Below are 21,260 nucleotides of genomic sequence, written 5' to 3'. Positions count from 1 at the left end.
TACCCCCGTTCAGGGGGCCGTTTTGCTAGCGTCAGGCTCACGGTTCCAACGCCGTCATACGACGTTGGATTTTTGCTGTGATCGAAGGAGATCCAATGAAAGAGAATCGAAAGCTGCGCCGGGTGGCCATCGCCACCGGCGTGGGGCTGGCAGTCAGCATCGGCCTACCGGTCGGAATGGGTTTGCCCGCCTACGCGGACAACGGGACTGACACCACCGAACTGCGCGACGCGGTCAGCGCCGAGAACATCACCGAACACCTGGAAGCGCTGCAAGCCATCGCGGACGCCAACGATGGCCACCGCGCCGCAGGCTCGGCCGGCCACGTGGCATCCGCCGAGTACGTGGAAGAACAGCTTCAAGCGGCCGGATATGACACGGTGCGGCAGCCGTTCTCCTATGACCAGTTCGTGGAGATCGGCTCGTCTCTCGAGCAGGTCACTCCGACGCCCACCGTCTATGTCGACCAAACCGACTTCGACACCATGGACTACTCGGGGGCGGGTGACGTCACCGCACCGGTTACGGCTGTCGACATCAACCTGACCGGGGATCGCGCCTCGACAAGCGGATGTGAAGCGGAGGACTTCGCCGGATTCACCGCGGGGAACATCGCGCTGGTCCAGCGCGGAACCTGTGACTTCCGGGTCAAGGTCGACAACGCTGCTGCCGCTGGCGCCGCTGGCGTGATCATCTTCAACCAGGGCAACACCGAAGAACGCAGTGGACTCCTGTTCGGCACCCTGGCGACCCCACAGGCCGCCATCCCGGCGATGGGCACCACATTCGCGCTCGGCGAGACCCTCGCCGGTACACCCGGACTGACGCTGCGGATGCAGGTGGATGCGACCGTCCAGGAGATCGACACCTTCAACGTGCTCGCCGACACCGAGGGTCGCGATGACCGCACCGTGGTCGTCGGAGGACACCTCGACTCCGTGTCTGAGGGCCCGGGTATCAACGACAACGGCACCGGCATCGGTGCTGTCCTGGAGACGGCGATCCAGATGGCCGAATCCGGTGACGAACCAACCAACCGGGTGCGGTTCGCCTTCTGGAGCGGTGAGGAAGACGGGCTGGTCGGTTCCGACTACTACGTCTCCCAGTTGACGAAGGACGACATCAAGGATCACGCGCTGAACCTGAACTTCGACATGGTCGGATCGCCGAACTTCGTGCGCTTCGTCTATGACGGGGACGGTTCGGCCTTCGGCACCGCCGGTCCGAACGGCTCGGCGAACATCGAAGCGGTGTTCCTCGACTACTTCGCCTCGCAGGGCCTCGCCACCGAGGCGACGGCGTTCGATGGACGGTCGGACTACTTCGGGTTCATCAACAACGGGATCCCGGCCGGTGGACTGTTCACCGGCGCTGAAGGAACCAAGACCGCCGAGCAGGCAGCAATCTACGGCGGAACCGCGGGTGAGGCTTACGACCCGTGCTACCACCAGGCCTGCGACGACATCACCAACGTCAACGCCGAGGTTCTGGAGCAGATGGCGGATGCGATCGCACACGCCACCCAGACCTTCGCCGAGACGACGTCTGCTGTGAGCGGCACCGCCAAAGGCGGAGGCCAGGGCGCTGCCGACATGGAGATGAAGGGCAACCGATCGCTGCGTTAGGACGAACATAGGTACTGGCACGGGCCCCGCACTGTCGGGGCCCGTGCTCGGTTCCCCACCACGTTCGGGCGGCGCATAGTCTGGGATGGTCATCAACGCGAGGAGGCGGGCATGGCCGCTGCAGAGTACGACTTGATCGTTATTGGCGCAGGCCCGGTGGGCCAGAACGTCGCCGACCGGGCCAAACAGGGCGGCCTCAGCGTCGCCATCGTGGAGGCTGAACTGGTCGGCGGCGAGTGTTCATACTGGGCCTGTATCCCGTCGAAGACCCTGCTTCGCAGTGGCGCCGCCCTACGCGCCGCACGCCGAGTTCCTGGGGCGCGGGAAGCATCCGTCGGCACTCTCGACACTGCCGCCGTCTTCGCCCGGCGAAACGAGTTCACCCACGACTGGACGGATGACCACGAAGCGAAGTGGCTCGCCGGCGCCGGCATCGAGCTGTTCCGCGGGCGTGGGCGCATCATCGGCATCAAGCAGGTTTCGGTGACTGCACCCGACGGCTCGGTCACCGAACTATCGGCCGCGCACGCCGTCGCCGTCACCACCGGAACGACGGCGCACATCCCCGAGATTCCAGGGCTGGCGGATGCTCGGCCATGGACCAGCCGCGAGGCGGTGAGCGCGCAAAGTGCCCCAGCGAGCCTGGCCATCATCGGCGGCGGCGTCGTGGCGGCCGAGATGGCGACAGCTTTCACCAGTTTCGGCACCCACGTCACCGTCATCTCACGCAGCGGGCTGCTCGGAGGGATGGAGCCGTTCGCGGGCGAACGCATCATCGAATCGCTCACCCGCCGAGGCGCGACCGTGCTGGTTGGGTCCTCCCCCACCTCGGTGAGCCGTTCGGACGCCGGAGTCTCGATCGAACTCTCCGCCGGCGTCGCGGTGATGGCCGAAGAAGTGCTGGTGGCCACCGGCCGCGCTTCGCACACCGCCGAGCTCGGCCTTGACGATCTTGACCTCGGTAGTGCGGCGATCAGCAACGGCTGGCTGAACACCGACGACACCCTGCTGGTGGCCGGCACGGACTGGCTGTACGCCTGCGGCGACTCCAACCACCGGGCACTGCTCACCCACCAGGGCAAGTATCAGGCGCGCGCCGCCGGTGATGTCATCGCGGCGAGGGCAGCCGGCGCGACCATCGATGACTCGCGCTGGGGAGCGCACGTCGCCACGGCCGACCATGAGGCGGTACCGCAGGTCGTCTTCAGCGAACCGGAGGTAGCCAGCGTCGGGCTCACCGCCACAGCTGCGCAGGAAGCCGGCTATGACATCCGTGTTGTCGACTACGACCTGGGCTGGGTGTCCGGCGCCAGCATCCATGCGGAAGACTACGAAGGTCGTGCCCGCATGGTCGTCGATGAGAAGCGCCGCGTGGTGCTCGGCGTTACGTTCGTCGGACAGGACGTCGCCGAGCTGATTCACGCGGCCACGATCGCCGTTGTCGGCGAGGTGACCATCGACCGCCTGTGGCACGCGGTGCCGTCGTTCCCCACCATGAGCGAGATCTGGCTGCGACTGCTCGAAGAGTACGGCCGTCCGGCCGCCTGACAGAGGTCTGGCGCTTCGGCGACCTTTCGCTTTAACATCGGTGTATGGCTCACGGGACCCGTGAGGCGCGATTAGCGGACCTCTTTGTCACCCTGGCGGACACACTCGTCGGCGGCTATGACATCGTTGAACTGCTTCACCTGCTGGTCGAGGAGTGTTCAAGCCTTCTTGACGTCGCCGATGCCGGCATCGTGCTGGCCGACGAGGCGGGAAAGCTTCAGTTGATGGCGTCGAGCAGTCGGCGAAGCGACCGCTTCGAGGTGCTCCAGTTGGGCCTGAACGACGGACCGTGCGTCGAGTCCTTCGCGACGGGTGCCGTGGTCGTCGTCGAGGATTTCGATGCCGCAGACGGCCGCTGGCCGCAGCTTCGCGACTTCGCGCTCGCTCAGGGTCTTCGCTCGGTGCATGCCGTCCCCCTGCGGCTACGGGAGTCAACGATCGGCGCCATGAACCTGTTCCGGGAAAGGCCGGGATGGCTGAACTCGGACGACGCGGCGACCGCCAAAGCGCTGGCGGATGTTGCCACGATCGGCATCCTGCACGAACGGACGATCCGAGACCAGGAGGTGGTGACGGCGCAACTGCAGCATGCGCTCCAGAGCAGGGTGCTGATCGAACAGGCCAAAGGGGTCGTCTCCCAGGCGCGCAACGTGCCTACGGATGAGGCGTTCCAGTGGCTTCGGGAGTACGCCCGGAACCACAATGTGCGGTTGCACGAACTCGCAGAGGGCGTCATCACGCGACGCTTCAGCTTGTGACCCTCGCCTGCCCGGGCTGGGATTCTGCTGTGGGTCGATGATCCACCACTCGGGGCAGGTGTATTTTGGCGGTAGTTGCTCCAGACCCCGGCAGCGTGTTCGTTCCGCTGAGTCTGGAGGCATGATGGGCCCAACCGAGCACGTCGTCACCATTTCCAGGACGACGGCACCGAAGTCACGACAGGCCAGTGACTTCGTGGTCATCTCCGACCAGATCCGCGCCGCCGGCCTCATGCGCCGACGCTATGGGTACTACTGGGTAAAGCTCCTCGCCGTTCCGGTCGTGTTCGCTGCGTGCCTCGGCGCGTTCGTGATCATCGGCGACACCTGGTGGCAGTTGCTCCTGGCTGCCGTTTTCGCTTTCGTGTTCACCCAAATCGCTTTCCTCGGCCATGACGCCGCCCACCGGCAGATCTTCCGCTCGGGGAAGTGGAATGACTGGACCAGCCTGGTCATCGGCGACCTGTTCGTAGGAATGAGCTACGGCTGGTGGCAGCACAAGCACACTCGTCATCACGCGAACCCGAATCAGGAGGGCGCCGACCCCGACATCGAGTTGCCGGTGATCGCCTTCACGCCCGCGCAGGTGTCGCGCCACCACTCTCCGATGGTGTTGTGGCTGATCGCGCACCAGGGCTGGTTCTTCTTCCCCATCCTGCTGCTCGAAGGGCTTTCCCTTCACGCGTCGAGCGTCCGACGGGTGTTGGCCAGGGGGCCGGTGGCGCGTCGTCCACTGGAGATCGTGTTCCTCGTGAGCCGGCTCGGGGGCTATGTGGCGCTCGTGTTCCTCGTGCTGTCGCCCGGGATTGCGGTGGCCTTCCTCGGTGTTCAACTCGGACTCTTCGGACTCTATATGGGGATGGCGTTCGCCCCGAATCACAAGGGGATGCCGCTTGTTCCGCACGGCCTGAAACTCGATTTCGTGCGCCGGCAGGTGTTGATGAGCCGGAACATCCGCGGCAGTCGCGTGCTCGACCTGCTGATGGGCGGGCTCAACTACCAGATCGAGCATCACCTGTTCCCGTCCATGCCTCGGCCGCACCTCCGGCGCGCAGCCCCACTGATCGCGGCCTTCTGCCACTCGCACGGGATCAGCTACACGACGACCGGCCTGTGGCAGTCCTACGGGATCGTGCTCCGATACATCAACAGGGTGGGACTGGGCGAGAGGGACCCCTTCGAGTGCCCTCTCCTGGCCCAGCGACAAGCGCTAGGAAAATGGGAAGGAGACGAGCCAGAGCACAGAGAAAAAGTGAGACAGGTGCACCCGGGCACCTAGGGCGTGTCCGGGTGCACCTCAGTTCCAGCGCCGCTGTCGACGATGCCGATGAAGCGGCTGCCGATTCCGTCGAATTCCCGGCGTTCGGTACCGGATGCCGCCGCGGGCAGGTCGTCGATGTCGTGGTGCGAGCAGACCAGGTAGGTGAAGGCCGGCCACCACTTCTTCGGGCGCGCCGCCTCCGTGTACCGGCACACATCGCAGGTCAACTGCACCCACACCGGTCGGGTGGTCGCCTTGCGGTTGGCACGGGACTGCAGCAGCCAGGCGGGAGGGTGGGCCTCCAACTCGGCGAACTCGTCCTCAGTCATCCGCGTCGGCAGGGCGTGGCGGCTCGCCATTTCCAGCGGGATATCGAGGCGCTGGGCCGCCTCACGTCTGGTGATCATCACCGTCAACGATAGGTCTTTCGCGCCAACGGCGGCGACGACGACCTGCAAGGGCTCCCCCACGCGAGATCACCCGGCCCGGCAACTGCAAGGATGGGAACATGGTCGCCACTCCTGCCCTCGGACTGCTCCTCGACGTCGACGGGCCGATCGCCAGTCCCATCACCCGCCGGGTGCCGCACGCGATCATCCGCGACCTCGCACTGCTGGCCGCAGCAGGCGTCCCGATCGCTTTCATCACCGGCCGCTCCCTCGCCTTCCTCCGCGACCACGTCGTCGCCGAGCTGGTCGAGCACGGCCTCGATTCGGACGCGCGCATGTACGGCGTGTGCGAGAAGGGCGCAGTGTGGTTCCCGATCGACGCTGACGGGCTCGGAACGGTGGAGCTTGACGCATCCGTGGCCATCCCGGCCCCCGTCGTCGACGCCCTGCGAGACCTGGTGCAGCGCGACTTCGCCGCCACCATGTTCTTCGATGAGACCAAGCAGGCAATGGTGTCGGTGGAACAGCGGGAGGATGTCGCCCACGAAAGCTATCGGGAAGCGCAAAAGGCGTTCAACCGTGCAGCGTTCGACCTGTGTGCCGAACACGGGATCGGTGTGGAGTACGGCGATGAGAAGGCTCCGGATGCCCGTGGCCAGGTTCCCTTCCGGATCGAACCGACCATCATCTCCACCGACATCGAGTCGATCACGCTCGACAAGGACCGCGCAGCCGAACGCGCCCTCGACTTCTTCGCGGGGAACGGCCCATTGCCAGTGCTCTGGCGTTCGGTCGGCGACTCGCGAAGCGACTACCTGATGGCCGACCACCTCCACTCGGTCGGCCACGATGTCGCCCACATCGACGTACGCCCCTCCGACGGCATGCTGGATCGCCCATACCCGGTCATCGCCATCGGCGAGTTGATCCACGACGATGCGGGCGCCGCCTTTCTCGACTACTGGGTGGAGAAACTCGACCTGCGCTGAACGGTGGCCGGCATTCGGGTCAGATCGTGAAGTCGCCGAGCGGGTGGTTTTGCTGCAGCGCCTCGATGACGGCAGGCGAGACCAGCGCCGCCCACTTCCCGTAGGTCGCACTGGTTCGATAGCGCTCCGTCAGCTCCGCCCGAGGGTGGAACGGAATGAACGTCGCCTGCGGCCACTGCGCACACACGCGAGCCGATTCGCGGTCGAGCGAGCGTGCATGCAGCTCGGCGAAGAGCCCGAACCGGTTGTCCAGGGTCGTGACCAGGCGTACCGGCTGGATGCCGACCACGAGGATGCGCGTGCCAGCCGCCGTGCGGTTGTCGATGTCCTCGATGAGCGACGACAAAGCGGTACGCCAGGCGCGCGTGGACGTTCGCCTGATGGCATCCGTGACCCCCAGGAACAGCAGGATCGCATCGTAGGCAGTGAGGTTCGAGTCCCGAATACGGGAAGGCACCTCGTCGGCCCTGAGGTCCGCCTCGGCAATGAGGTCGGCTTCGACGCCGCGGCCGGTGGCGCCGGAGATCTGCCGAGCGAGGTGCCCCACGATACCGAGCTCATGGCTCAACACACCGAACCCGACGGTGATGCCGCCGCCGACAACCAGCAGGCGATCGGGATCAGCCCCCGGGATGTGCACCACCGGCGCATCGGTCGGCTTCGGAAGCATGCTCGAGGCAATGCCCGCACGAAGCAGAAAGAAAGGCGACCACAGGCGAAACGCAGGATCCAGCAGCCGCTGAAGCAGGCGGGTCATTGTTGGATCCTACCGGCAGCAGACGCAGCACCGAAGGCATCCTGACTTTCGGAGCACCCACAGGTACTCTGGTGTTGAGTCATCCGGCTCCGAAGGAGGAACCATCATGGCCGACAAGTCACCGAAGAAGTCGAGCACCAAAACTGCAGCAAGCAAGTCGTTGAAGGAGAAGCGCGCCGACAAGAAGGACAAGGCGAGCAAGCGCAAGGACGACTAACACGACAACCTCGAGGGGCCGGGCGGCAACACCCGGCCCCTCAGCCGTGTCCGGAGGCTTTCCGCGCTGCGGCTATCCTGTGGAAATGCGCCCTATGGAAACGCGCCCACCGGGAAGCCCCGCGAACCTGAAGCCGCTCCGGGTCGCGATCGTCCCCGGCGTGAACCCGGGCAAGTGGACCACAGCGTGGTCCGCGAGGCGGAACACCCCGATCGAGGTGACTCCCATCGCTGAGAGTGACCAGCGCTCCGCGCTCATCGAGGGGCGCGCCGATATCGCGTTCGTACGCTTGCCGATCGACCCCGACGGGCTCAGCGTGATCCGCCTCTACGAGGAAGTCACGGTCGTCGTGGTGCCGAACGAGCATCCGATCTCCGTGTTCGACGCCGTCACCACCGCCGACCTGGATGGGGAGACCATCCGCTCGGAACCGCTGGAGGACGCCATCGACCTGGTTGTGGCGGGCGCTGGCATCCTGGTGCTCCCCCACTCCCTGGCGCGGCAGCACGCACGACGCGACCTCGCCACGCGCCCGATCACGGATGCTCCGGCGACCCAGATCGCCATCGCCTGGATCACCGACGCCACGACGGAGGACGTGGAGGAGTTCGTCGGGATCGTGCGCGGCCGCACCGCAGCCAGCTCACGGGGAGCATCGCCTGCGAAGACGGCCGAGCCGAGCCCCCGCAAGCAGCCGGCTCGCCCGACTGGCAAGAAGCCTGCGGTCGACCGGAAGAAAGGCCGCCGCCCCCGTTAGATCGGCCCGCCCGCGCTAGACCGGCCGCGCCGCTGCCGCTGCCCGCGCCGCTGCGGGAAGGGCGTCAAGGATGCGACCAATGGCGTCATCGTCCATCGCGCCATTCACGAACCAAGCCTCGAACACCGACGGCGGCAGCGAGACTCCGGCGCCCTGCATCGCGTGGAAGAACGGCGGGTACCGGAAAGCCTCCTGGCTCTTCACCTCGGCATAGTTACGGGGCGCGTCCTCCAGGAAGGCGAACGAGAACAGGTTTCCGGCCCGCTGAACCACGTGGGTGACCCCTTCGGCGGCCAGTGCGGCCGAGGTCGCTGCCGCGAGCTGGTCGGCCACGACGTTCAGCCGGGAGTACAGCTCCGGAGTGGTCTCACGGAGAGTGGCCAGGCCCGCTGCCACTGCGACCGGGTTTCCGCTCAGCGTCCCGCCCTGGTAGACCGGCCCGGCCGGTGCCAGGTGGTCCATGAGGGCGGCCGAACCACCCAGGGCGGCCAGCGGCATCCCGCCGCCGACGACCTTGCCGAACGTGAACAGGTCGGGCTGGTAGTAGCTCCCCGCCGCGGTTTCCAGCCCCCACCAGCCTGCGCTTCCTACGCGAAAACCGGTCAGGACCTCGTCGAGGATGACCAGTGCGCCGTGGTCGTGCGCGAGTTCGCAGAGCGCGGCGTTGAACCCGGGTTCGGGAGCGAGCACGCCCATGTTGGCTGCTGCCGCCTCGGTGATGATCGCGGCGATCCGATCACCATGCTCGGCGAACGCCAGCCGCACGGCTTCCAGGTCGTTGTACGGCAGCACCAGCGTCTGCGCTGCCACGGCAGCGGGCACACCGGCAGATCCGGGAAGCGCCAGGGTGGCAACGCCGGAACCGGCCTCAGCCAGCAGCCCATCCGAGTGACCGTGGTAGTGGCCGGCGAACTTCACCAGCAGGTCACGGCCGGTCGCACCCCGAGCAAGGCGGATGGCCGTCATCGTCGCCTCGGTGCCGGTCGATACGAGACGCACGCGCTCGACTGCCGGCGACATCCGCTCACAGACCAGTTCGGCGAGTTCTGTCTCACCCGGCGTTGAGGCGCCGAACGACAGCCCGGATGCCGCGGCGGCCTGCACTGCGGCGACAACGGATGGCTGGGCGTGGCCGAGGATCGCCGGTCCCCAGGACGAGACGAGGTCGACGTACTGCCGCCCCTCGACATCCGTGACGTACGGGCCGCTCGCCGATACGAAGAAGCGTGGGGTGCCGCCCACAGAGCCGAACGCCCTCACCGGGGAGTTCACACCGCCGGGGATGGCAGCCCTGGCCCGGGCGAAAGCCGCCTCGTTGGTCAGCACTGTGTTGGTCAGCACCGCATCAGCCAGCGCCGCGTCGGTTGTCGTGTGGTCTGTCATCAGTTGTTCCCCATGGTTCGGCGCAGTGTGCCTGCGAGTTCTGTCGCCCAATAGGTGAGCACGGCATCCGCGCCCGCCCTCTTGATGCTGAGCACGCTCTCTTCGATGGCGCGGTCGCGGTCGATCCAGCCGTTCGCTGCAGCGGCCTCAATCATCGAGTACTCGCCGGAGACCTGGTACGCCCACACCGGGACCTCGCTGACGGCTGCGGCATCCGCCAGCACATCGAGGTAGCTCATTGCCGGTTTCACCATGACCACATCGGCGCCCTCCGCCACATCGAGCAGGATCTCCCGAACGCCTTCGCGCCGGTTCGCAGGATCCAGCTGGTAGCTGCGACGGTTGCCGACCAGGCTCGAGTCCACGGCCTCACGGAACGGACCGTAGAACGCCGAGGCGTACTTGGCGGCGTAGCCGAGGATGGCCGTGTCGGTGAAACCGTCAGCGTCGAGCGCCTCCCGTACCGCTGCGACCTGGCCGTCCATCATTCCGCTGAGCCCGAGAAGGGCGGAACCGCTGGACGCCTGGGCGATCGCCATCTCGCGGTAGCGATCCAGCGTCGCGTCGTTGTCGACGCGTCCCTCCGCGTCGAGCACCCCACAGTGTCCGTGGTCGGTGAATTCGTCCAGGCACAGGTCGGTCTGCACGACCAGACGCTCGCCCACCTCGGCCACCACCGCGCGGGTCGCAACGTTGAGGATGCCGTCTTCGTCGGTGGCGCCCGACCCGATCGCATCCTTGTGCTCGGGAACCCCGAACAGCATCACTCCGCCGATACCGGCATCGGCGGCCTCGGACACCGCCTGCTTGAGGCTGTCGATGGTGTGCTGCATCACGCCAGGCATCGACGCGATCTGTTGCGGTGACCGGATGCCTTCACGCACGAACAGCGGCAGCACCAGGTCGGCCGGATGCAGGCGAGTCTCGGCGACCTGCCGTCGCATCGCTGGGCTGGTGCGGAGTCGGCGGGGGCGGATGCTCGGTCCGGTTGTCATGGAGTGACCTCAGTTGTGGTGGGTGGAGTTGTGGTGGGTGAAAGTTCTGGTGGATTCAGTAGTGCTGGTGAATTCAGTAGTGACGTAGTCGCTGAGGGCTTCGACCAGGCCATCAGCAGTGCTGGTCTTGGCGACCACGTGCACCGGCAACCCGGCGGAGCGGGCGCCGGTTGCCGTGCTCTCGCCGATGCAGGCGACGATCGTCGTCGCGGGAACCGCGTCGCCTTGCCCGGCGACGGCCCGAGCGACGCTGGCAGAGGTGAGCAGCACTGCAGCGAAACCGTCATCGCACCACTGCCTGCGGGTGTCGTCATCCCAGCGGAGAGCGATGGTGTTGTACGAGGCAACCGCCGTGACATCCAGTCCCCGAGCGGTGAGCCCGTCAGCGAGCGTGGGTTCGGCGATCGCCGATAGCGGCAGTAGCACAGTGCCCGACGACACCGGCCACTCCGCGACCATCGCCTCTGCGGAAAACGCGGCCAATGGCATGAAGTCGACGCGGAATCCAGAAGTCTCCATCGCGTGACGGGTGCCCGGTCCCACCACTGCGACCCGGGTGCGCTCGGGGATCCGCACCTGGTGCTGCACCAACGTCTCGACAGCCGTGGCGCTGGTCAGCGCGACCCAGTCGAACTCGCCAGCGGACAGCCGCGCACAGGCATCCGTCACCGCCAGTGGGTCGGCCGGTTCCGAAAACTCAATCGCCGGCGCAATCACCGGAACACCCTCACGAGCCGAGACGGCGGCGGCAAGGCGCGCGCCAACGTCGCCGCCTCGGGGTACGAGCACCCGCAGGCCGGCAAGGCTACTGGTTTCGGCCATCACGCCAGTGGGGCGAACTCGGCCGCCCCTTGGGCGAGCAACTCATCGGCGACCCGTTCACCCAACTCCTGGGCAAGGGCGTCGCGTTCGGCTGGTGAACCTTCAAGCACGCCGGCGTGGGAGCTGGTGAGCGATCTAGTGCCGTCGGGGCTCAGGACGGTCGCAGTGAGCAGCAGCAGGCTGGTGTCGATGACCGCCGTCGCGCCGACGGGTGCAGCGCATCCGGCCTCCAGCCGAGCAAGGACCGCCCGCTCCGCGCTTGCGGTCAGCCGTGAGGTGCTGTGGTCGATCTTCTGGAGGACGTCCGCGATCCCACGAGGGACGGAGGTGCGCACCTCAAGGGCAAGCGCGCCCTGCCCCGGCGCTGTCGGCCACTGGGACAATTCGAAGAACTGGCTGACAGACTCCAGCCGGCCCAGCCGGGTGAGCCCAGCGGCAGCGAGCACGACAGCATCCAGGTCGCCCTCACTGACCCGGCCGAGCCGGGTGTCCACGTTGCCCCGGATGTCGAGAATCTCGAGGTCGCTCCTGGCGGCACGCAACTGGGCTGCCCGCCTGGGGGACCCGGTGCCTACCTTGGCGCCGACTGGGAGTGTGTCGAGTACCAGCCCGTCCCGCGCGACCAGAACGTCCCTGGCATCCGCCCGCTTCGGCGTGGCGCCGATCCGAAGCCCGGGAACCGGCGCCGTCGGAAGGTCCTTCAGCGAATGCACGACCAGGTCGCATTCGCCCGCCAGCAACGCTTCCCTCAGGGCACTGGCGAACACCCCGGTGCCGCCCAGGCTCGACAGGGATTCCTGAGAGGTGTCGCCGGAGGTGGTGATCTGCACCAACTCCACCTCACGCCCGGAAGTCCGGGCGATCTGGTCCGCCACGGCGCCCGTCTGCGCCATGGCGAGGGCACTGCGCCTGGTGCCGATGCGGATCGTTCCGGTATCTGTAGTCGTCATGGTGCCAATCCTGCCAATGCTGGTTTGAATCCGAGTCGAACGTTCTCACAGCACCCGGGCCGGCAGACGTCGTACCACGGACCGAGTTCGGTCAGGGCCGGCCGCTCGGCGACCGGCGTCCCCTCGATCCGCTCGACGACGAGGTCGACGAGACCGGAGACGAATGCCGCATGCACCCCCGGGGTGGGAACGCGCACGGCGGCCAGGCCGAGACCCTCCGCCGTCTGCAGGGCTTCCGTGTCGAGGTCCCACTTCACTTCGAGGTGGTCGCTCACGAAGCCGAGAGGCACGATCACGACAGCCTTGATGCCGGCGGATGCCAGCTCCGCAAGCTTGTCGTTCACGTCCGGCTCCAGCCAGGGCATCGCCGGCGGACCGGAGCGTGACTGGTAGACGAGCGTCCAGCCCTCCGCGCGATCGGCCATGACAACCTCGGCGACCGCTTGATGCTGAGCGGCATAAGCGCCTCCTGTGCCGAACTCGCGCTCGGCCGGGCCGCTGCGCTCTGCGTCGGTGGTGGGAATGCTGTGGGTGCTGAAGAGCACGTGCACCTGGTCTGCCGTGAAGCCGTCGGCTTCGAAGGCTGCCAGCGCCGAATGGGTGCCTTCGACGAATGGGGTCACGAATCCAGGATGGTCGAAGAACTGCCGCACCTTGTCGATCCGCATCACGTCGTTCAGCCCGGTCTCATCCAGTGCCAGCGCGAAGTCCTCACGGTACTGGCGGCAACTGGAGTACGAGCTGTAGGCACTCGTCCCGATCGCGATCAGCCTGCGGTGGCCGGCGTCATGGGCTTCGGTGACGGCATCGCGCAGGTACGGCATCCAGTTGCGGTTGCCCCAGAAGACCGGCAGGCGGATGCCGCGGCGCCCCAGTTCGGCCTCGATGGCAGCCTTCAGCGCCCGGTTCTGGTCGTTGATCGGGCTCACCCCGCCGAATGCGCGGTAGTGGGTGGCCACCTCTTCCAGGCGTTCCTCCGGGATGCCGCGGCCGCGGGTGACGTTGCGGAGGAACGGGATGACGTCGTCCTGGCCTTCCGGGCCGCCGAACGACGCCAGCAAGATGGCGTCGTACGCCGTCGGCTCTGTCACGTGCTCGGGGCCGCTGGCTGCAGCCTCGGTCGCGCCGGCAACGAGACTCAACTCAAGACCTCGACCAACTCCTGCGGGGTGACACGCCGGCCGGTGTAGAACGGGATCTCTTCGCGCACGTGCAGCCGGGCATCCGCCTGGCGCAGGTGCCGCATCAGGTCGACCAGCTCGAGCAGGTCGTCGGCTTCCAGTGCCAGCACCCACTCATAGTCGCCGAGGGCGAAGGCTGCGACAGTGTTGGCCAGCACGCCGGGGAAGGCGCCGCCCATGCGCCCGTGGCGGGCCAGCATCGCCTTGCGCTCGTCAGCCTCCAGCAGGTACCACTCGTAGGACCGCACGAAGGGGTAGACGGTCAGCCAGTCGGCCGGTTCCTTGCCGCGCATGAACGCCGGAACATGGTTGTGGGAGAACTCGGCGTCACGATGAACGCCCATGGTGTTCCAGGTCGGGGTGAGCGGCGCCAGGATCGCGGTGCGACGCAGGCGACGCAGCGCCGACTGGATGCTCTGCGGCGAGACTCCGTGCAGCCACAGCATCACGTCGGAGTCGGCCTTCAGCCCGGACACGTCGTAGACGCCGCGGAGGGTGACCCCTGAAGCCTCCAGCTCGGGAATGGCGGCGGCAAGCTCGGCGGCATCAGCCTCGGTGGGCGTTGCCTGGCCGGGTGTTCGCCGGAACACCGTCCACAGCGTGTATTCGGTCTCCCCCGCCGGCGGTGTCGTGACCGCGCTGGCGAGCGGTGCTGGTGAGCTGGAGGGTGCGGTGCTGGATGATGCGGTGCTGGATGATGCGGTGCTGGCTGATGCGGTGCCGCTGTGGCTGGTTGTCATGACTTCAATCATCCTCCAGACCAGATCGTGTTCCTGCCAGTTGACTGAGAAGCCCGCCAGCCTCCCGCCGAGCGTGGTCGATGACTGCGGCGAGACCCGTTCCGGCCACCGACTCCCCGATGGCGATCACGCCGTCCGGCACCGACACCGGGCTGGGACTCGACGACCACTCGACTCGGGCGAATCCCTCCACCGACTCCGGCGGAATCGACACCCCCAGCAGGTGCTGGGCATCCGTCCTGGCCAGCTCAGCGAGGCCTGTCGAATCGAGATTCGTCGCGTTCAGGTCGGACGAGGATTTCAGATCGGATGAGCCCAAGTCGGAAGAGCCCAGGCGTGCAGGGTCGTAGGAGAGCCGCAGAACGTGACGATGCTCCCCCACCGACTCGGCGAGCCAGCCCCACTTCGCTGTTGCGTGAGTCAGCGCCTTCGCCGAAACGGTCGCCGAACCGGACTCGACGAGCAAACCTGTGCCGCGCGGCGCGTCGTCGAGGGCCGGAAGCCTGACAACCAGGGTCGCCAGGACGATCGGCGAACCGTCCGTCCCGGCCGCCGAGGTGAACACCGCGTGCCGCGCCTTGATCCGCTCCCCCGCTGCGGTCGTCACGCCGTCGGTATCGACCGATTGCACCGTGCAACCGAACCGGGTCTCCCCGCCGAACGACACAACATCATGGTGCAACTCCGCTGCCAGGCGATGGATGCCGCCGCGGATGCCGCCGACGCTGGTTCCTGCTGGCGCGGCTTCCCGCAGAACGAGCACGGCTTTGGCCAGCGAATCGTACTTGCGCAGGCCCCTCCTGAGGCCGGGTGCCACCCGGTCTACCTCCACATCGTCCGGATGCCGTGAGTGCACGCCGCTGACCACCGGGGCGACGAGTCGGTCGAGCACGCGTCGTCCCATGCGCTTGCGGACGAGGGGCCCGAGGTGTGTCTCGCGCCCTCCGAACACGCCCGGGATGAGGGAGTCGAGCTGGGCACGGAATGCGCCGGCGAGGCCGATGACGTCGATCACATCCGTTGCCATCGGTGTGGCGGGGATTCCCAGCAGGCTTGTCCGGGGAAGCGGATGTGCTGAGCCGTCTTCGCGGTACAGCCACGCCCCGGCCGGATCCGGTGACTCCAACTGGTCGGCGAGGCCCAGCTCCCGGATCAGCGCAGCGACCGTGTCCCCACGGGTCGCGTAGCTCTCGGCTCCGGCGTCGAGTTCCACGCCGGCAACGGTATGGCTGGTCACCTTCCCGCCGACATTCTCGGACGCCTCCAGCAGCAGCACGGACAGTCCGCCCATGGCCAGGTCGCGCGCGGCCGTCAGCCCGGCGATCCCCGCCCCGACGACGATGACGTCATGGTCAGCCACGGGAGTGGACGAGCTCGACGATCCTGGTCAGCACCGCCGGGTCGGTGTCGGGCGGAACGCCGTGGCCGAGGTTGACCACGTGAGATGGAGCTGCACGACCGCGCTCGATCACGTCGATGACGTGGCTCTCCAGCGCTGTCCACGGCGCAGAGAGCATCGCCGGGTTGATGTTCCCCTGAAGCGGAACACGGTCGCCGAGCCGATGGCTGGCCTCATCCAGGGGTGTGCGATAGTCGACGCCCATCACATCCGCCCCCACCTCGTGCATGGCGTTCAACAGCTCGCCTGCTCCGACGCCGAAGTGCACGATCGGCACCCCGAGGTCACGCACATGGCTGAGAGCCTGTGCCGAGAATGGGGCAACACGCTCGCGGTAGTCCGCGACGCTGAGAGAACCGACCCAGGAGTCGAACAATTGCGCCGCACTCGCACCGGCAAGCATCTGAGCCTTGAGGAACTGCCCGGTGACATCCGCCGCCCAGCCCAGCAGCGCGTCCCAGGTCTCCGGGTCGGAGTGCATGAGCGCTCGCGCCCGCAGGTGGTCCTTCGACGGCCCGCCTTCGACCAGGTAGGCCGCGAGGGTGAATGGGGCGCCGGCGAAGCCGATCAGGGGTGTATTGCCCAGTTCTGCCACGGTGAGCGCTACGGCATCCGAAATCGGCGCCAGTGAAGCCTCATCGATCGGCCGCAACGCTGCAACGTCAGCCGCGCTGCGGATGGGGGAAGCCAGCACCGGTCCCTTCCCAGGCACGATGTCGACCTCCACCCCGGCGAGTTTGATCGGAACCACGATGTCGCTGAAGAAGATCCCCGCGTCAACGCCATGACGCCGCACCGGCTGCAGCGTGATCTCGCTGGCCAGTTCCGGGTTCAGGCAGGCGTCGAGCATGGCTGTTCCCACCCGCAGGTCGCGGTACTCCGGAAGGGAACGGCCGGCCTGGCGCATGAACCAGACCGGAAGCCGATCGGGCCGCTCGCCCCGGTAACTCCGGATCAGTGCGGAATCGGCGGTGCGGCCGTCGAGGAGTGGATGGGTGGCAGGCAGGCGCGCAGAATCAATCACCTGTCAAGTCTGTCATCTTGGTGGACGTACCCTAGATGGGTGCTCGTCTGTTTCACCGCCAACCACCACCTCTCCAGTTTCGACATCCTGGAGTCGTTGGCGGCCCACGATTCCGGTAGTACCGAGTCCGTCCTGCGTGGGATCGCCGGGGTGAACGGCGCCGTGGTGCTGTCCACCTGCAACCGTTTCGAGGCCTATCTCGAGGTGGCCGACACCGTACCGGCAGCCGACCTGAGGGCATCTGTCCTCCAAACTCTCAGCAACTCCACAGGCATCCCGACCAGTGCGCTGGAGAACTCGATCGGCACGCTTCAGGAGGCGGATGTCGCGCCTCACCTTTTCGGCGTATCGGCCGGACTGAAATCCGTGGTCATCGGTGAGGACGAGATCGCCGGCCAGGTGCGCCGGGCCCTGGAGCAGGCGCGGGCGGCCGGCGGTGCCTCGTCCGGATTGGAGCGGCTGTTCCAGGCAGCATCGCGCACCTCGAAGACCGTGAAATCGACCACGGCGGTGGGGCGCGCAGACCGGTCACTGGTGCGCCTCGGTCTGGAGCTGGCCTCCAGCCGAATCGCCGACTGGGCGGAAACGCGGGTGCTGCTGATCGGAACCGGGCAGTACGCAGCCACCACCGTCGCAGCCCTCCGCGACCGTGGTGCTGAAGACATCATCGTCTACTCCCCCTCCGGTCGGGCCGCCCAGTTCGCCGCTCGGCTCTCCCTCACGGCAGCCGAGTCTCTCGAGGCGGCCGTGGCACAAGTCGACCTGGTCATCGCCTGCACCAGCCGAGAGCTGCCGGTGCTCACCGGCGCCGAGTTGTCATCGGGCCGGCACCGCCTCATCATCGACCTGGGCCTGCCCCGCAATGTCTCCCCCGAGGTGGCGTCCCTTCCCGGCATCGAACTTCTCGACCTCGAGACCATCCGCCTGCACGCTCCGCTTGAGGAGCTCAGCGCCACCGAGGACGCCCACGCGGTAGTCGACGATGCCGTCCAGTCATTCAGCACGAAGGAAGCCGAACGCAGCACGGCAATGGCGGTCGTCGCCCTGCGCAAGCAGGTGCTGGCGACGCTCGAGACTGAAATCGAGCGGTCGAGGAACCGCGGCACCTGGAGTGCACAAAGCGAAGCCGACCTTCGCCACTTCGCCGGGGTGCTGCTCCACGGACCATCGATGCGTGCCCGGGAACTTGCACGGTCCGGTCGCGGCGACGAATTCGTCGGCGGTCTGGCCGCCGTGTTCGGAATCGAGCCCAAGGAGTCAGCGGCATCCGTCGTCGCATCCGAACCGGGTGAAGGCGAGCTGCTCGCCTAATCCCCGCTTGCCTAACTCCCTGCTTGTCTAACCGCGCCGCAGCAGGTCGATCCTGGCCTGCAACTGGGCGACGCTGGCCTGCGGAACGGCTGGGCCACCCACCCGGCGTCGCAATTCGGCGTGGATGATGGCGTGAGGTTCGCCGGTGCGCTTCGCTCGTGAGCCAACCAGGGAGTTCAGCAGGCTGCGCTGCTCCTTCAGGTTGCGGTAGAGCGGTGGCGGCTCGTCCGACACGACTCCGCGCTCCTCCGCCTGCCGCTTGCGATCGCCGACCCGCCTGGATTGCCGCGCCTGTCGGGCGCGCAGGAGGTCTCGCACCTGGTCGGGCTCGAGCAGCCCCGGAATGCCGATGAAGTCGAGCTCCTCCAGGCTGCCGACGTCTGCGGCGAAACCGAACTCGCCTCCGTCGTAGAGAACCCGGTCGAAGTTGGCATCGGATGCCAGTGGCTTGAAGTCGAAGAGATCCGCATCGGCGGAGGCCGACTCCGAACGGTTCGCATCGTCCAGCGAATCGTCGTCGAGCAGGATCTCCTCCAGCCCATCGCCGGTGTCGCGATCGAGCGCGTGGTCGCGCTCCAGTTCCAGCGCCTGTGCGAGTGCGGTGAGCGCGGGAACGCTGGGGAGGAAGATCGACGCCGTTTCACCGCGGCGGCGGGTACGCACGAACCGCCCGATCGCCTGCGCGAAGTAGAGCGGCGTTGAGGCGGAGGTCGCGTAGACCCCCACGCCCAGGCGCGGGATGTCCACGCCCTCGGACACCATGCGTACCGCCACAATCCACCGGCTTTCGGCCGCCGCGAACTTCGCGATCCGATCGCTCGCCGCCTTCTCGTCGGAGAGCACAACGGTCGGCTTCTCCCCGGTGATCGATTGCAGGATCTTCGCGTAGGAGCGCGCCGCATAGTGGTCGGTGGCGATGACCAGGCCGCCGGCATCCGGAATGCTGTGACGCACCTCGGTCAGGCGTCGGTTGGCCGCCCGGAGTACCGACGGGATCCAGTCCCCCTCGGGGTCGAGGGCCGTTCGCCACGCCTGCGCAGTGACGTCCTTGGTATCGCCCTGCCCGAGGCGTGCCTCCATCTCGTCGCCGGTGCGGGTGCGCCAGCGCATCTTCCCGGCATAGGAGAGGAAGATGACCGGGCGGACGACACCGTCGGCGAGGGCACGGCCGTAGCCGTAGGAGTAGTCGGCCCGGGAAGTGCGGATGCCATGCTCGTCAGGGTGGTAGGACACGAACGGGATGGGCGAGGTGTCCGACCGGAATGGCGTACCGGTGAGCGACAATCGTCGCGCTGCAGGCTCGAACGCCTCGCGGATGGCGTCGCCCCAGCTCAGCGCGTCACCGCCGTGGTGCACCTCGTCGAGGATCACCAGGGTGCGGGCACCCTCGGTCATGGTGCGATGGAGGCTCGCGCGGGTGGCCACCTGGGCATAGGTGACGGCAACGCCGTGGAAATGGCGCCCATGCCAGCCGTGGGCGTTCTTGAACGCGGGGTCGAGGCGGATGCCCACGCGATGGGCTGCATCCGCCCACTGCCGCTTGAGGTGCTCAGTCGGCGCGACGACCGTCACCCGGTTGATGGTCCCGTTGGCGAGAAGCTCGGTCGCAATCCTCAGGGCGAAGGTGGTCTTGCCTGCGCCGGGGGTTGCGGCGGCGAGAAAGTCCGTCGGGCTGGTGTCGAGGTAGAGCTCCAGGGCCTCCTGCTGCCAGGCCCGCAGTTTGTCGGCGGTGCCGCGGGCGGCACGCTCGGGGAAGGCCGGAGAGAGGTGTTCCGCTGCCGAAGTGCCGACCTGATGGCCGAAAGAAAGGGGAGCGCTCACCTGACAAGACTCTACCGGCACCGGGTGACAACGGACTCCGCGACAGCGGAGTCGGCGGCCATGGGTGCCAACGACAATGGGCCCCGCGGCATCGCCGCGGGGCCCACCTGCGTCTACGCGTTATGCCCTGTTGCGGCTTCCCTTGGTGGCGAAACCATAAATGGCAAGAACCAGGATGGCTCCGAGGATCGCCACGATCCAGGTCTGGAATGACCAGAACTCTTCGAGTCCGATGCCGAAGATGGCGGAACCGATCCAGCCACCGATCAATGCGCCGACAACTCCGAGCAGCAGCGTCATCAGCCACCCGCCGCCCTGACGACCAGGGAGAATGGCCTTCGCAATGGCTCCGGCAATCAGTCCCAGAACAATCCAACCGATGATACCCATGGTGTCAACTCCATACGGTCATATTTCGCGTTCCGCTTTGAAACGCTTGAACAATCGTCGCACTCCCCCGTTTGGGGGGCAACCCTTGTCTCTTGGTGAATCGCGCGCTATGTGGGTTTGGCGCGTCCGCCGTGCATCGGGCAGTGTTGGACTATGAGTCGGCAACACCCCTGGACCAGATACGTCGCCATTGGCGACTCGTTCACCGAGGGCATCGGCGACCCCGAACCGAAAAGCCCGGGCGGACATCGGGGCTGGGCCGACCGCGTCGCCGAGGTGCTCAGCTCCCAGACCGAGGAGTTCTCCTACGCCAACCTCGCCATCAGGGGCCGGCTGCTCCAGCAGATCATCGACGAACAGGTCGAACCGGCACTGGAGCTGCGCCCCGACCTGATCACCATCTCTGCCGGCGGCAACGACATCATCCGCCCCAATACGGATCCGGACGATGTCGCCAGCCGGCTGGAGGAGACCGTCAAACGGCTGCGCTCGGACGGCGCGACCGTGGTGCTCTTCAACGGGCCTGATATCGGCATGACGCCCGTGCTCGGGCGGCTGCGTGGGAAGGTCGCCATCTACAACGAAAACCTGCGTGCTGTCGCCGTGCGCCAGGATGCGATCGTGGCGGATATGTGGGCCCTTACCGACCTGCGCGACCCGCGGATGTGGGCGCCGGACCGCCTCCACTTCTCCCCCACCGGGCACCACACTGTTGCGAGGATGGTGCTGGACGCGCTCGGAGTCGAGAACGACCTGGAGCCATTCGCCCCCGAACCGCTGCCACCCATCAACTGGCGGAAAGCGCGGGTGGAAGACATCGGCTGGGCTCGCGAGTACCTGGTGCCCTGGGTCGTCCGGCGCATCCGCCACCAGTCATCGGGCGACAATGTGACGGCGAAACGGCCGGGCTACTAAGCCGGCCGCGCGCAGACGATGAAGGTGG

General features: G+C 67.0%; 20 protein-coding genes. 8 read left to right on the top strand and 12 right to left on the bottom strand.

Annotation, left to right across the window (positions count from 1 at the left end; all coding sequences use genetic code 11):
• Nucleotides 1–95: 95 nt before the first annotated feature.
• From ACX3O0_RS04905 to ACX3O0_RS04890, 4 genes are all read left to right on the top strand, one after another.
• The gene (locus ACX3O0_RS04905; RefSeq protein WP_459106962.1) at nucleotides 96–1,625 is read left to right on the top strand and encodes a M28 family peptidase; all 1,530 of its coding nucleotides are present in this window, start codon (nucleotides 96–98) and stop codon (nucleotides 1,623–1,625) included.
• 111 nt (nucleotides 1,626–1,736) lie between these two features.
• A complete protein-coding gene (locus tag ACX3O0_RS04900; RefSeq protein WP_459106961.1) occupies nucleotides 1,737–3,173 on the top strand; it encodes a dihydrolipoyl dehydrogenase family protein in 1,437 nt (478 codons plus the stop codon).
• A gap of 44 nt (nucleotides 3,174–3,217) precedes the next feature.
• Nucleotides 3,218–3,931 (top strand): GAF and ANTAR domain-containing protein, encoded by a 714-nt coding sequence (locus ACX3O0_RS04895; protein ID WP_459106960.1) that lies wholly within the window; start codon nucleotides 3,218–3,220, stop codon nucleotides 3,929–3,931.
• 124 nt (nucleotides 3,932–4,055) lie between these two features.
• The gene (locus ACX3O0_RS04890) at nucleotides 4,056–5,210 is read left to right on the top strand and encodes a fatty acid desaturase family protein (RefSeq protein ID WP_459108447.1); all 1,155 of its coding nucleotides are present in this window, start codon (nucleotides 4,056–4,058) and stop codon (nucleotides 5,208–5,210) included.
• Here the strand turns inward: ACX3O0_RS04890 and ACX3O0_RS04885 are convergent.
• Nucleotides 5,207–5,599: a hypothetical protein gene (locus ACX3O0_RS04885; RefSeq protein WP_459108446.1), complete on the bottom strand. Its 393-nt coding sequence runs from the start codon at nucleotides 5,597–5,599 to the stop codon at nucleotides 5,207–5,209. The genes ACX3O0_RS04890 and ACX3O0_RS04885 overlap by 4 nt on opposite strands.
• 101 nt (nucleotides 5,600–5,700) lie before the next feature.
• On the opposite strand from ACX3O0_RS04885, the gene ACX3O0_RS04880 reads away from it, so the two are divergent.
• Entirely contained in the window at nucleotides 5,701–6,570 is an 870-nt protein-coding gene (locus ACX3O0_RS04880; protein ID WP_459106959.1) for an HAD family hydrolase, read from the top strand.
• Nucleotides 6,571–6,589: 19 nt separating this feature from the next.
• Here ACX3O0_RS04880 and ACX3O0_RS04875 read toward each other — a convergent pair whose 3' ends face one another.
• Nucleotides 6,590–7,327 carry an SGNH/GDSL hydrolase family protein gene (locus tag ACX3O0_RS04875; RefSeq protein ID WP_459106958.1) on the bottom strand — a complete coding sequence of 246 codons (738 nt, stop codon included), beginning with the start codon at nucleotides 7,325–7,327 and terminating at the stop codon, nucleotides 6,590–6,592.
• Nucleotides 7,328–7,629: 302 nt separating this feature from the next.
• On the opposite strand from ACX3O0_RS04875, the gene ACX3O0_RS04870 reads away from it, so the two are divergent.
• The gene (locus ACX3O0_RS04870; RefSeq protein ID WP_459093451.1) at nucleotides 7,630–8,301 is read left to right on the top strand and encodes a LysR substrate-binding domain-containing protein; all 672 of its coding nucleotides are present in this window, start codon (nucleotides 7,630–7,632) and stop codon (nucleotides 8,299–8,301) included.
• A gap of 15 nt (nucleotides 8,302–8,316) precedes the next feature.
• On the opposite strand, the gene ACX3O0_RS04865 is transcribed toward ACX3O0_RS04870, so the two are convergent.
• From ACX3O0_RS04865 to hemE, 8 genes are read right to left on the bottom strand one after another with little or no spacing between them, the layout of a single operon-like run.
• Nucleotides 8,317–9,684, bottom strand: coding sequence for a glutamate-1-semialdehyde 2,1-aminomutase (locus ACX3O0_RS04865; RefSeq protein ID WP_459106957.1), 1,368 nt, complete (start codon nucleotides 9,682–9,684; stop codon nucleotides 8,317–8,319).
• Nucleotides 9,684–10,679, bottom strand: a complete 996-nt coding sequence (gene hemB / locus ACX3O0_RS04860; RefSeq protein ID WP_459106956.1) for a porphobilinogen synthase — start codon at nucleotides 10,677–10,679, stop codon at nucleotides 9,684–9,686. Before hemB ends, ACX3O0_RS04865 begins: the two co-directional genes overlap by 1 nt.
• A 9-nt stretch (nucleotides 10,680–10,688) precedes the next feature.
• On the bottom strand, nucleotides 10,689–11,501 hold the full coding sequence (locus ACX3O0_RS04855; protein WP_459106955.1) for a uroporphyrinogen-III synthase: 813 nt from the start codon (nucleotides 11,499–11,501) through the stop codon (nucleotides 10,689–10,691).
• Nucleotides 11,501–12,451, bottom strand: coding sequence for a hydroxymethylbilane synthase (hemC, locus tag ACX3O0_RS04850; RefSeq protein ID WP_459106954.1), 951 nt, complete (start codon nucleotides 12,449–12,451; stop codon nucleotides 11,501–11,503). The genes ACX3O0_RS04855 and hemC overlap by 1 nt, the downstream gene beginning before the upstream one ends.
• Entirely contained in the window at nucleotides 12,448–13,593 is a 1,146-nt protein-coding gene (locus tag ACX3O0_RS04845; protein WP_459093446.1) for a ferrochelatase, read from the bottom strand. Before ACX3O0_RS04845 ends, hemC begins: the two co-directional genes overlap by 4 nt.
• Complete coding sequence (gene hemQ, locus ACX3O0_RS04840; RefSeq protein ID WP_459106953.1) at nucleotides 13,590–14,372, bottom strand: hydrogen peroxide-dependent heme synthase; 783 nt, start codon at nucleotides 14,370–14,372, stop codon at nucleotides 13,590–13,592. The genes ACX3O0_RS04845 and hemQ overlap by 4 nt, the downstream gene beginning before the upstream one ends.
• 4 nt (nucleotides 14,373–14,376) lie before the next feature.
• Entirely contained in the window at nucleotides 14,377–15,732 is a 1,356-nt protein-coding gene (locus ACX3O0_RS04835; protein ID WP_459106952.1) for a protoporphyrinogen/coproporphyrinogen oxidase, read from the bottom strand.
• Complete coding sequence (gene hemE / locus ACX3O0_RS04830) at nucleotides 15,725–16,795, bottom strand: uroporphyrinogen decarboxylase (RefSeq protein ID WP_459106951.1); 1,071 nt, start codon at nucleotides 16,793–16,795, stop codon at nucleotides 15,725–15,727. The genes ACX3O0_RS04835 and hemE overlap by 8 nt, the downstream gene beginning before the upstream one ends.
• 39 nt (nucleotides 16,796–16,834) lie before the next feature.
• Between hemE and ACX3O0_RS04825 the strand changes: the two genes are divergently transcribed.
• Nucleotides 16,835–18,106 carry a glutamyl-tRNA reductase gene (locus ACX3O0_RS04825; RefSeq protein ID WP_459106950.1) on the top strand — a complete coding sequence of 424 codons (1,272 nt, stop codon included), beginning with the start codon at nucleotides 16,835–16,837 and terminating at the stop codon, nucleotides 18,104–18,106.
• 27 nt (nucleotides 18,107–18,133) lie between these two features.
• On the opposite strand, the gene ACX3O0_RS04820 is transcribed toward ACX3O0_RS04825, so the two are convergent.
• Both ACX3O0_RS04820 and ACX3O0_RS04815 read right to left on the bottom strand, forming a co-directional pair.
• Entirely contained in the window at nucleotides 18,134–19,927 is a 1,794-nt protein-coding gene (locus ACX3O0_RS04820; protein ID WP_459106949.1) for a DEAD/DEAH box helicase, read from the bottom strand.
• Between the two features lie 120 nt (nucleotides 19,928–20,047).
• Nucleotides 20,048–20,317, bottom strand: a complete 270-nt coding sequence (locus tag ACX3O0_RS04815) for a GlsB/YeaQ/YmgE family stress response membrane protein (protein ID WP_459093440.1) — start codon at nucleotides 20,315–20,317, stop codon at nucleotides 20,048–20,050.
• Nucleotides 20,318–20,470: 153 nt separating this feature from the next.
• On the opposite strand from ACX3O0_RS04815, the gene ACX3O0_RS04810 reads away from it, so the two are divergent.
• Nucleotides 20,471–21,232, top strand: coding sequence for an SGNH/GDSL hydrolase family protein (locus ACX3O0_RS04810; RefSeq protein WP_459106948.1), 762 nt, complete (start codon nucleotides 20,471–20,473; stop codon nucleotides 21,230–21,232).
• Nucleotides 21,233–21,260: the final 28 nt, after the last annotated feature.

The organism is Homoserinimonas sp. A447 (genome assembly GCF_054489325.1).
Note: the sequence above shows the minus strand (reverse complement) of the source record. Positions and strands in the feature narration are given on the sequence as shown.

Coding starts and splice junctions, on each gene's coding strand:
- hemB (WP_459106956.1), bottom strand. CDS start 10,679: ATGACAACCGGACCGAGCATCCGCCCCCGCCGACTCCGCACCAGCCCA.
- ACX3O0_RS04905 (WP_459106962.1), top strand. CDS start 96: ATGAAAGAGAATCGAAAGCTGCGCCGGGTGGCCATCGCCACCGGCGTG.
- ACX3O0_RS04880 (WP_459106959.1), top strand. CDS start 5,701: ATGGTCGCCACTCCTGCCCTCGGACTGCTCCTCGACGTCGACGGGCCG.
- ACX3O0_RS04900 (WP_459106961.1), top strand. CDS start 1,737: ATGGCCGCTGCAGAGTACGACTTGATCGTTATTGGCGCAGGCCCGGTG.
- hemQ (WP_459106953.1), bottom strand. CDS start 14,372: ATGACAACCAGCCACAGCGGCACCGCATCAGCCAGCACCGCATCATCC.
- ACX3O0_RS04885 (WP_459108446.1), bottom strand. CDS start 5,599: ATGATCACCAGACGTGAGGCGGCCCAGCGCCTCGATATCCCGCTGGAA.
- ACX3O0_RS04875 (WP_459106958.1), bottom strand. CDS start 7,327: ATGACCCGCCTGCTTCAGCGGCTGCTGGATCCTGCGTTTCGCCTGTGG.
- ACX3O0_RS04855 (WP_459106955.1), bottom strand. CDS start 11,501: ATGGCCGAAACCAGTAGCCTTGCCGGCCTGCGGGTGCTCGTACCCCGA.
- ACX3O0_RS04895 (WP_459106960.1), top strand. CDS start 3,218: ATGGCTCACGGGACCCGTGAGGCGCGATTAGCGGACCTCTTTGTCACC.
- ACX3O0_RS04815 (WP_459093440.1), bottom strand. CDS start 20,317: ATGGGTATCATCGGTTGGATTGTTCTGGGACTGATTGCCGGAGCCATT.
- hemC (WP_459106954.1), bottom strand. CDS start 12,451: ATGACGACTACAGATACCGGAACGATCCGCATCGGCACCAGGCGCAGT.
- ACX3O0_RS04810 (WP_459106948.1), top strand. CDS start 20,471: ATGAGTCGGCAACACCCCTGGACCAGATACGTCGCCATTGGCGACTCG.
- ACX3O0_RS04870 (WP_459093451.1), top strand. CDS start 7,630: ATGCGCCCTATGGAAACGCGCCCACCGGGAAGCCCCGCGAACCTGAAG.
- ACX3O0_RS04890 (WP_459108447.1), top strand. CDS start 4,056: ATGGGCCCAACCGAGCACGTCGTCACCATTTCCAGGACGACGGCACCG.
- ACX3O0_RS04865 (WP_459106957.1), bottom strand. CDS start 9,684: ATGACAGACCACACGACAACCGACGCGGCGCTGGCTGATGCGGTGCTG.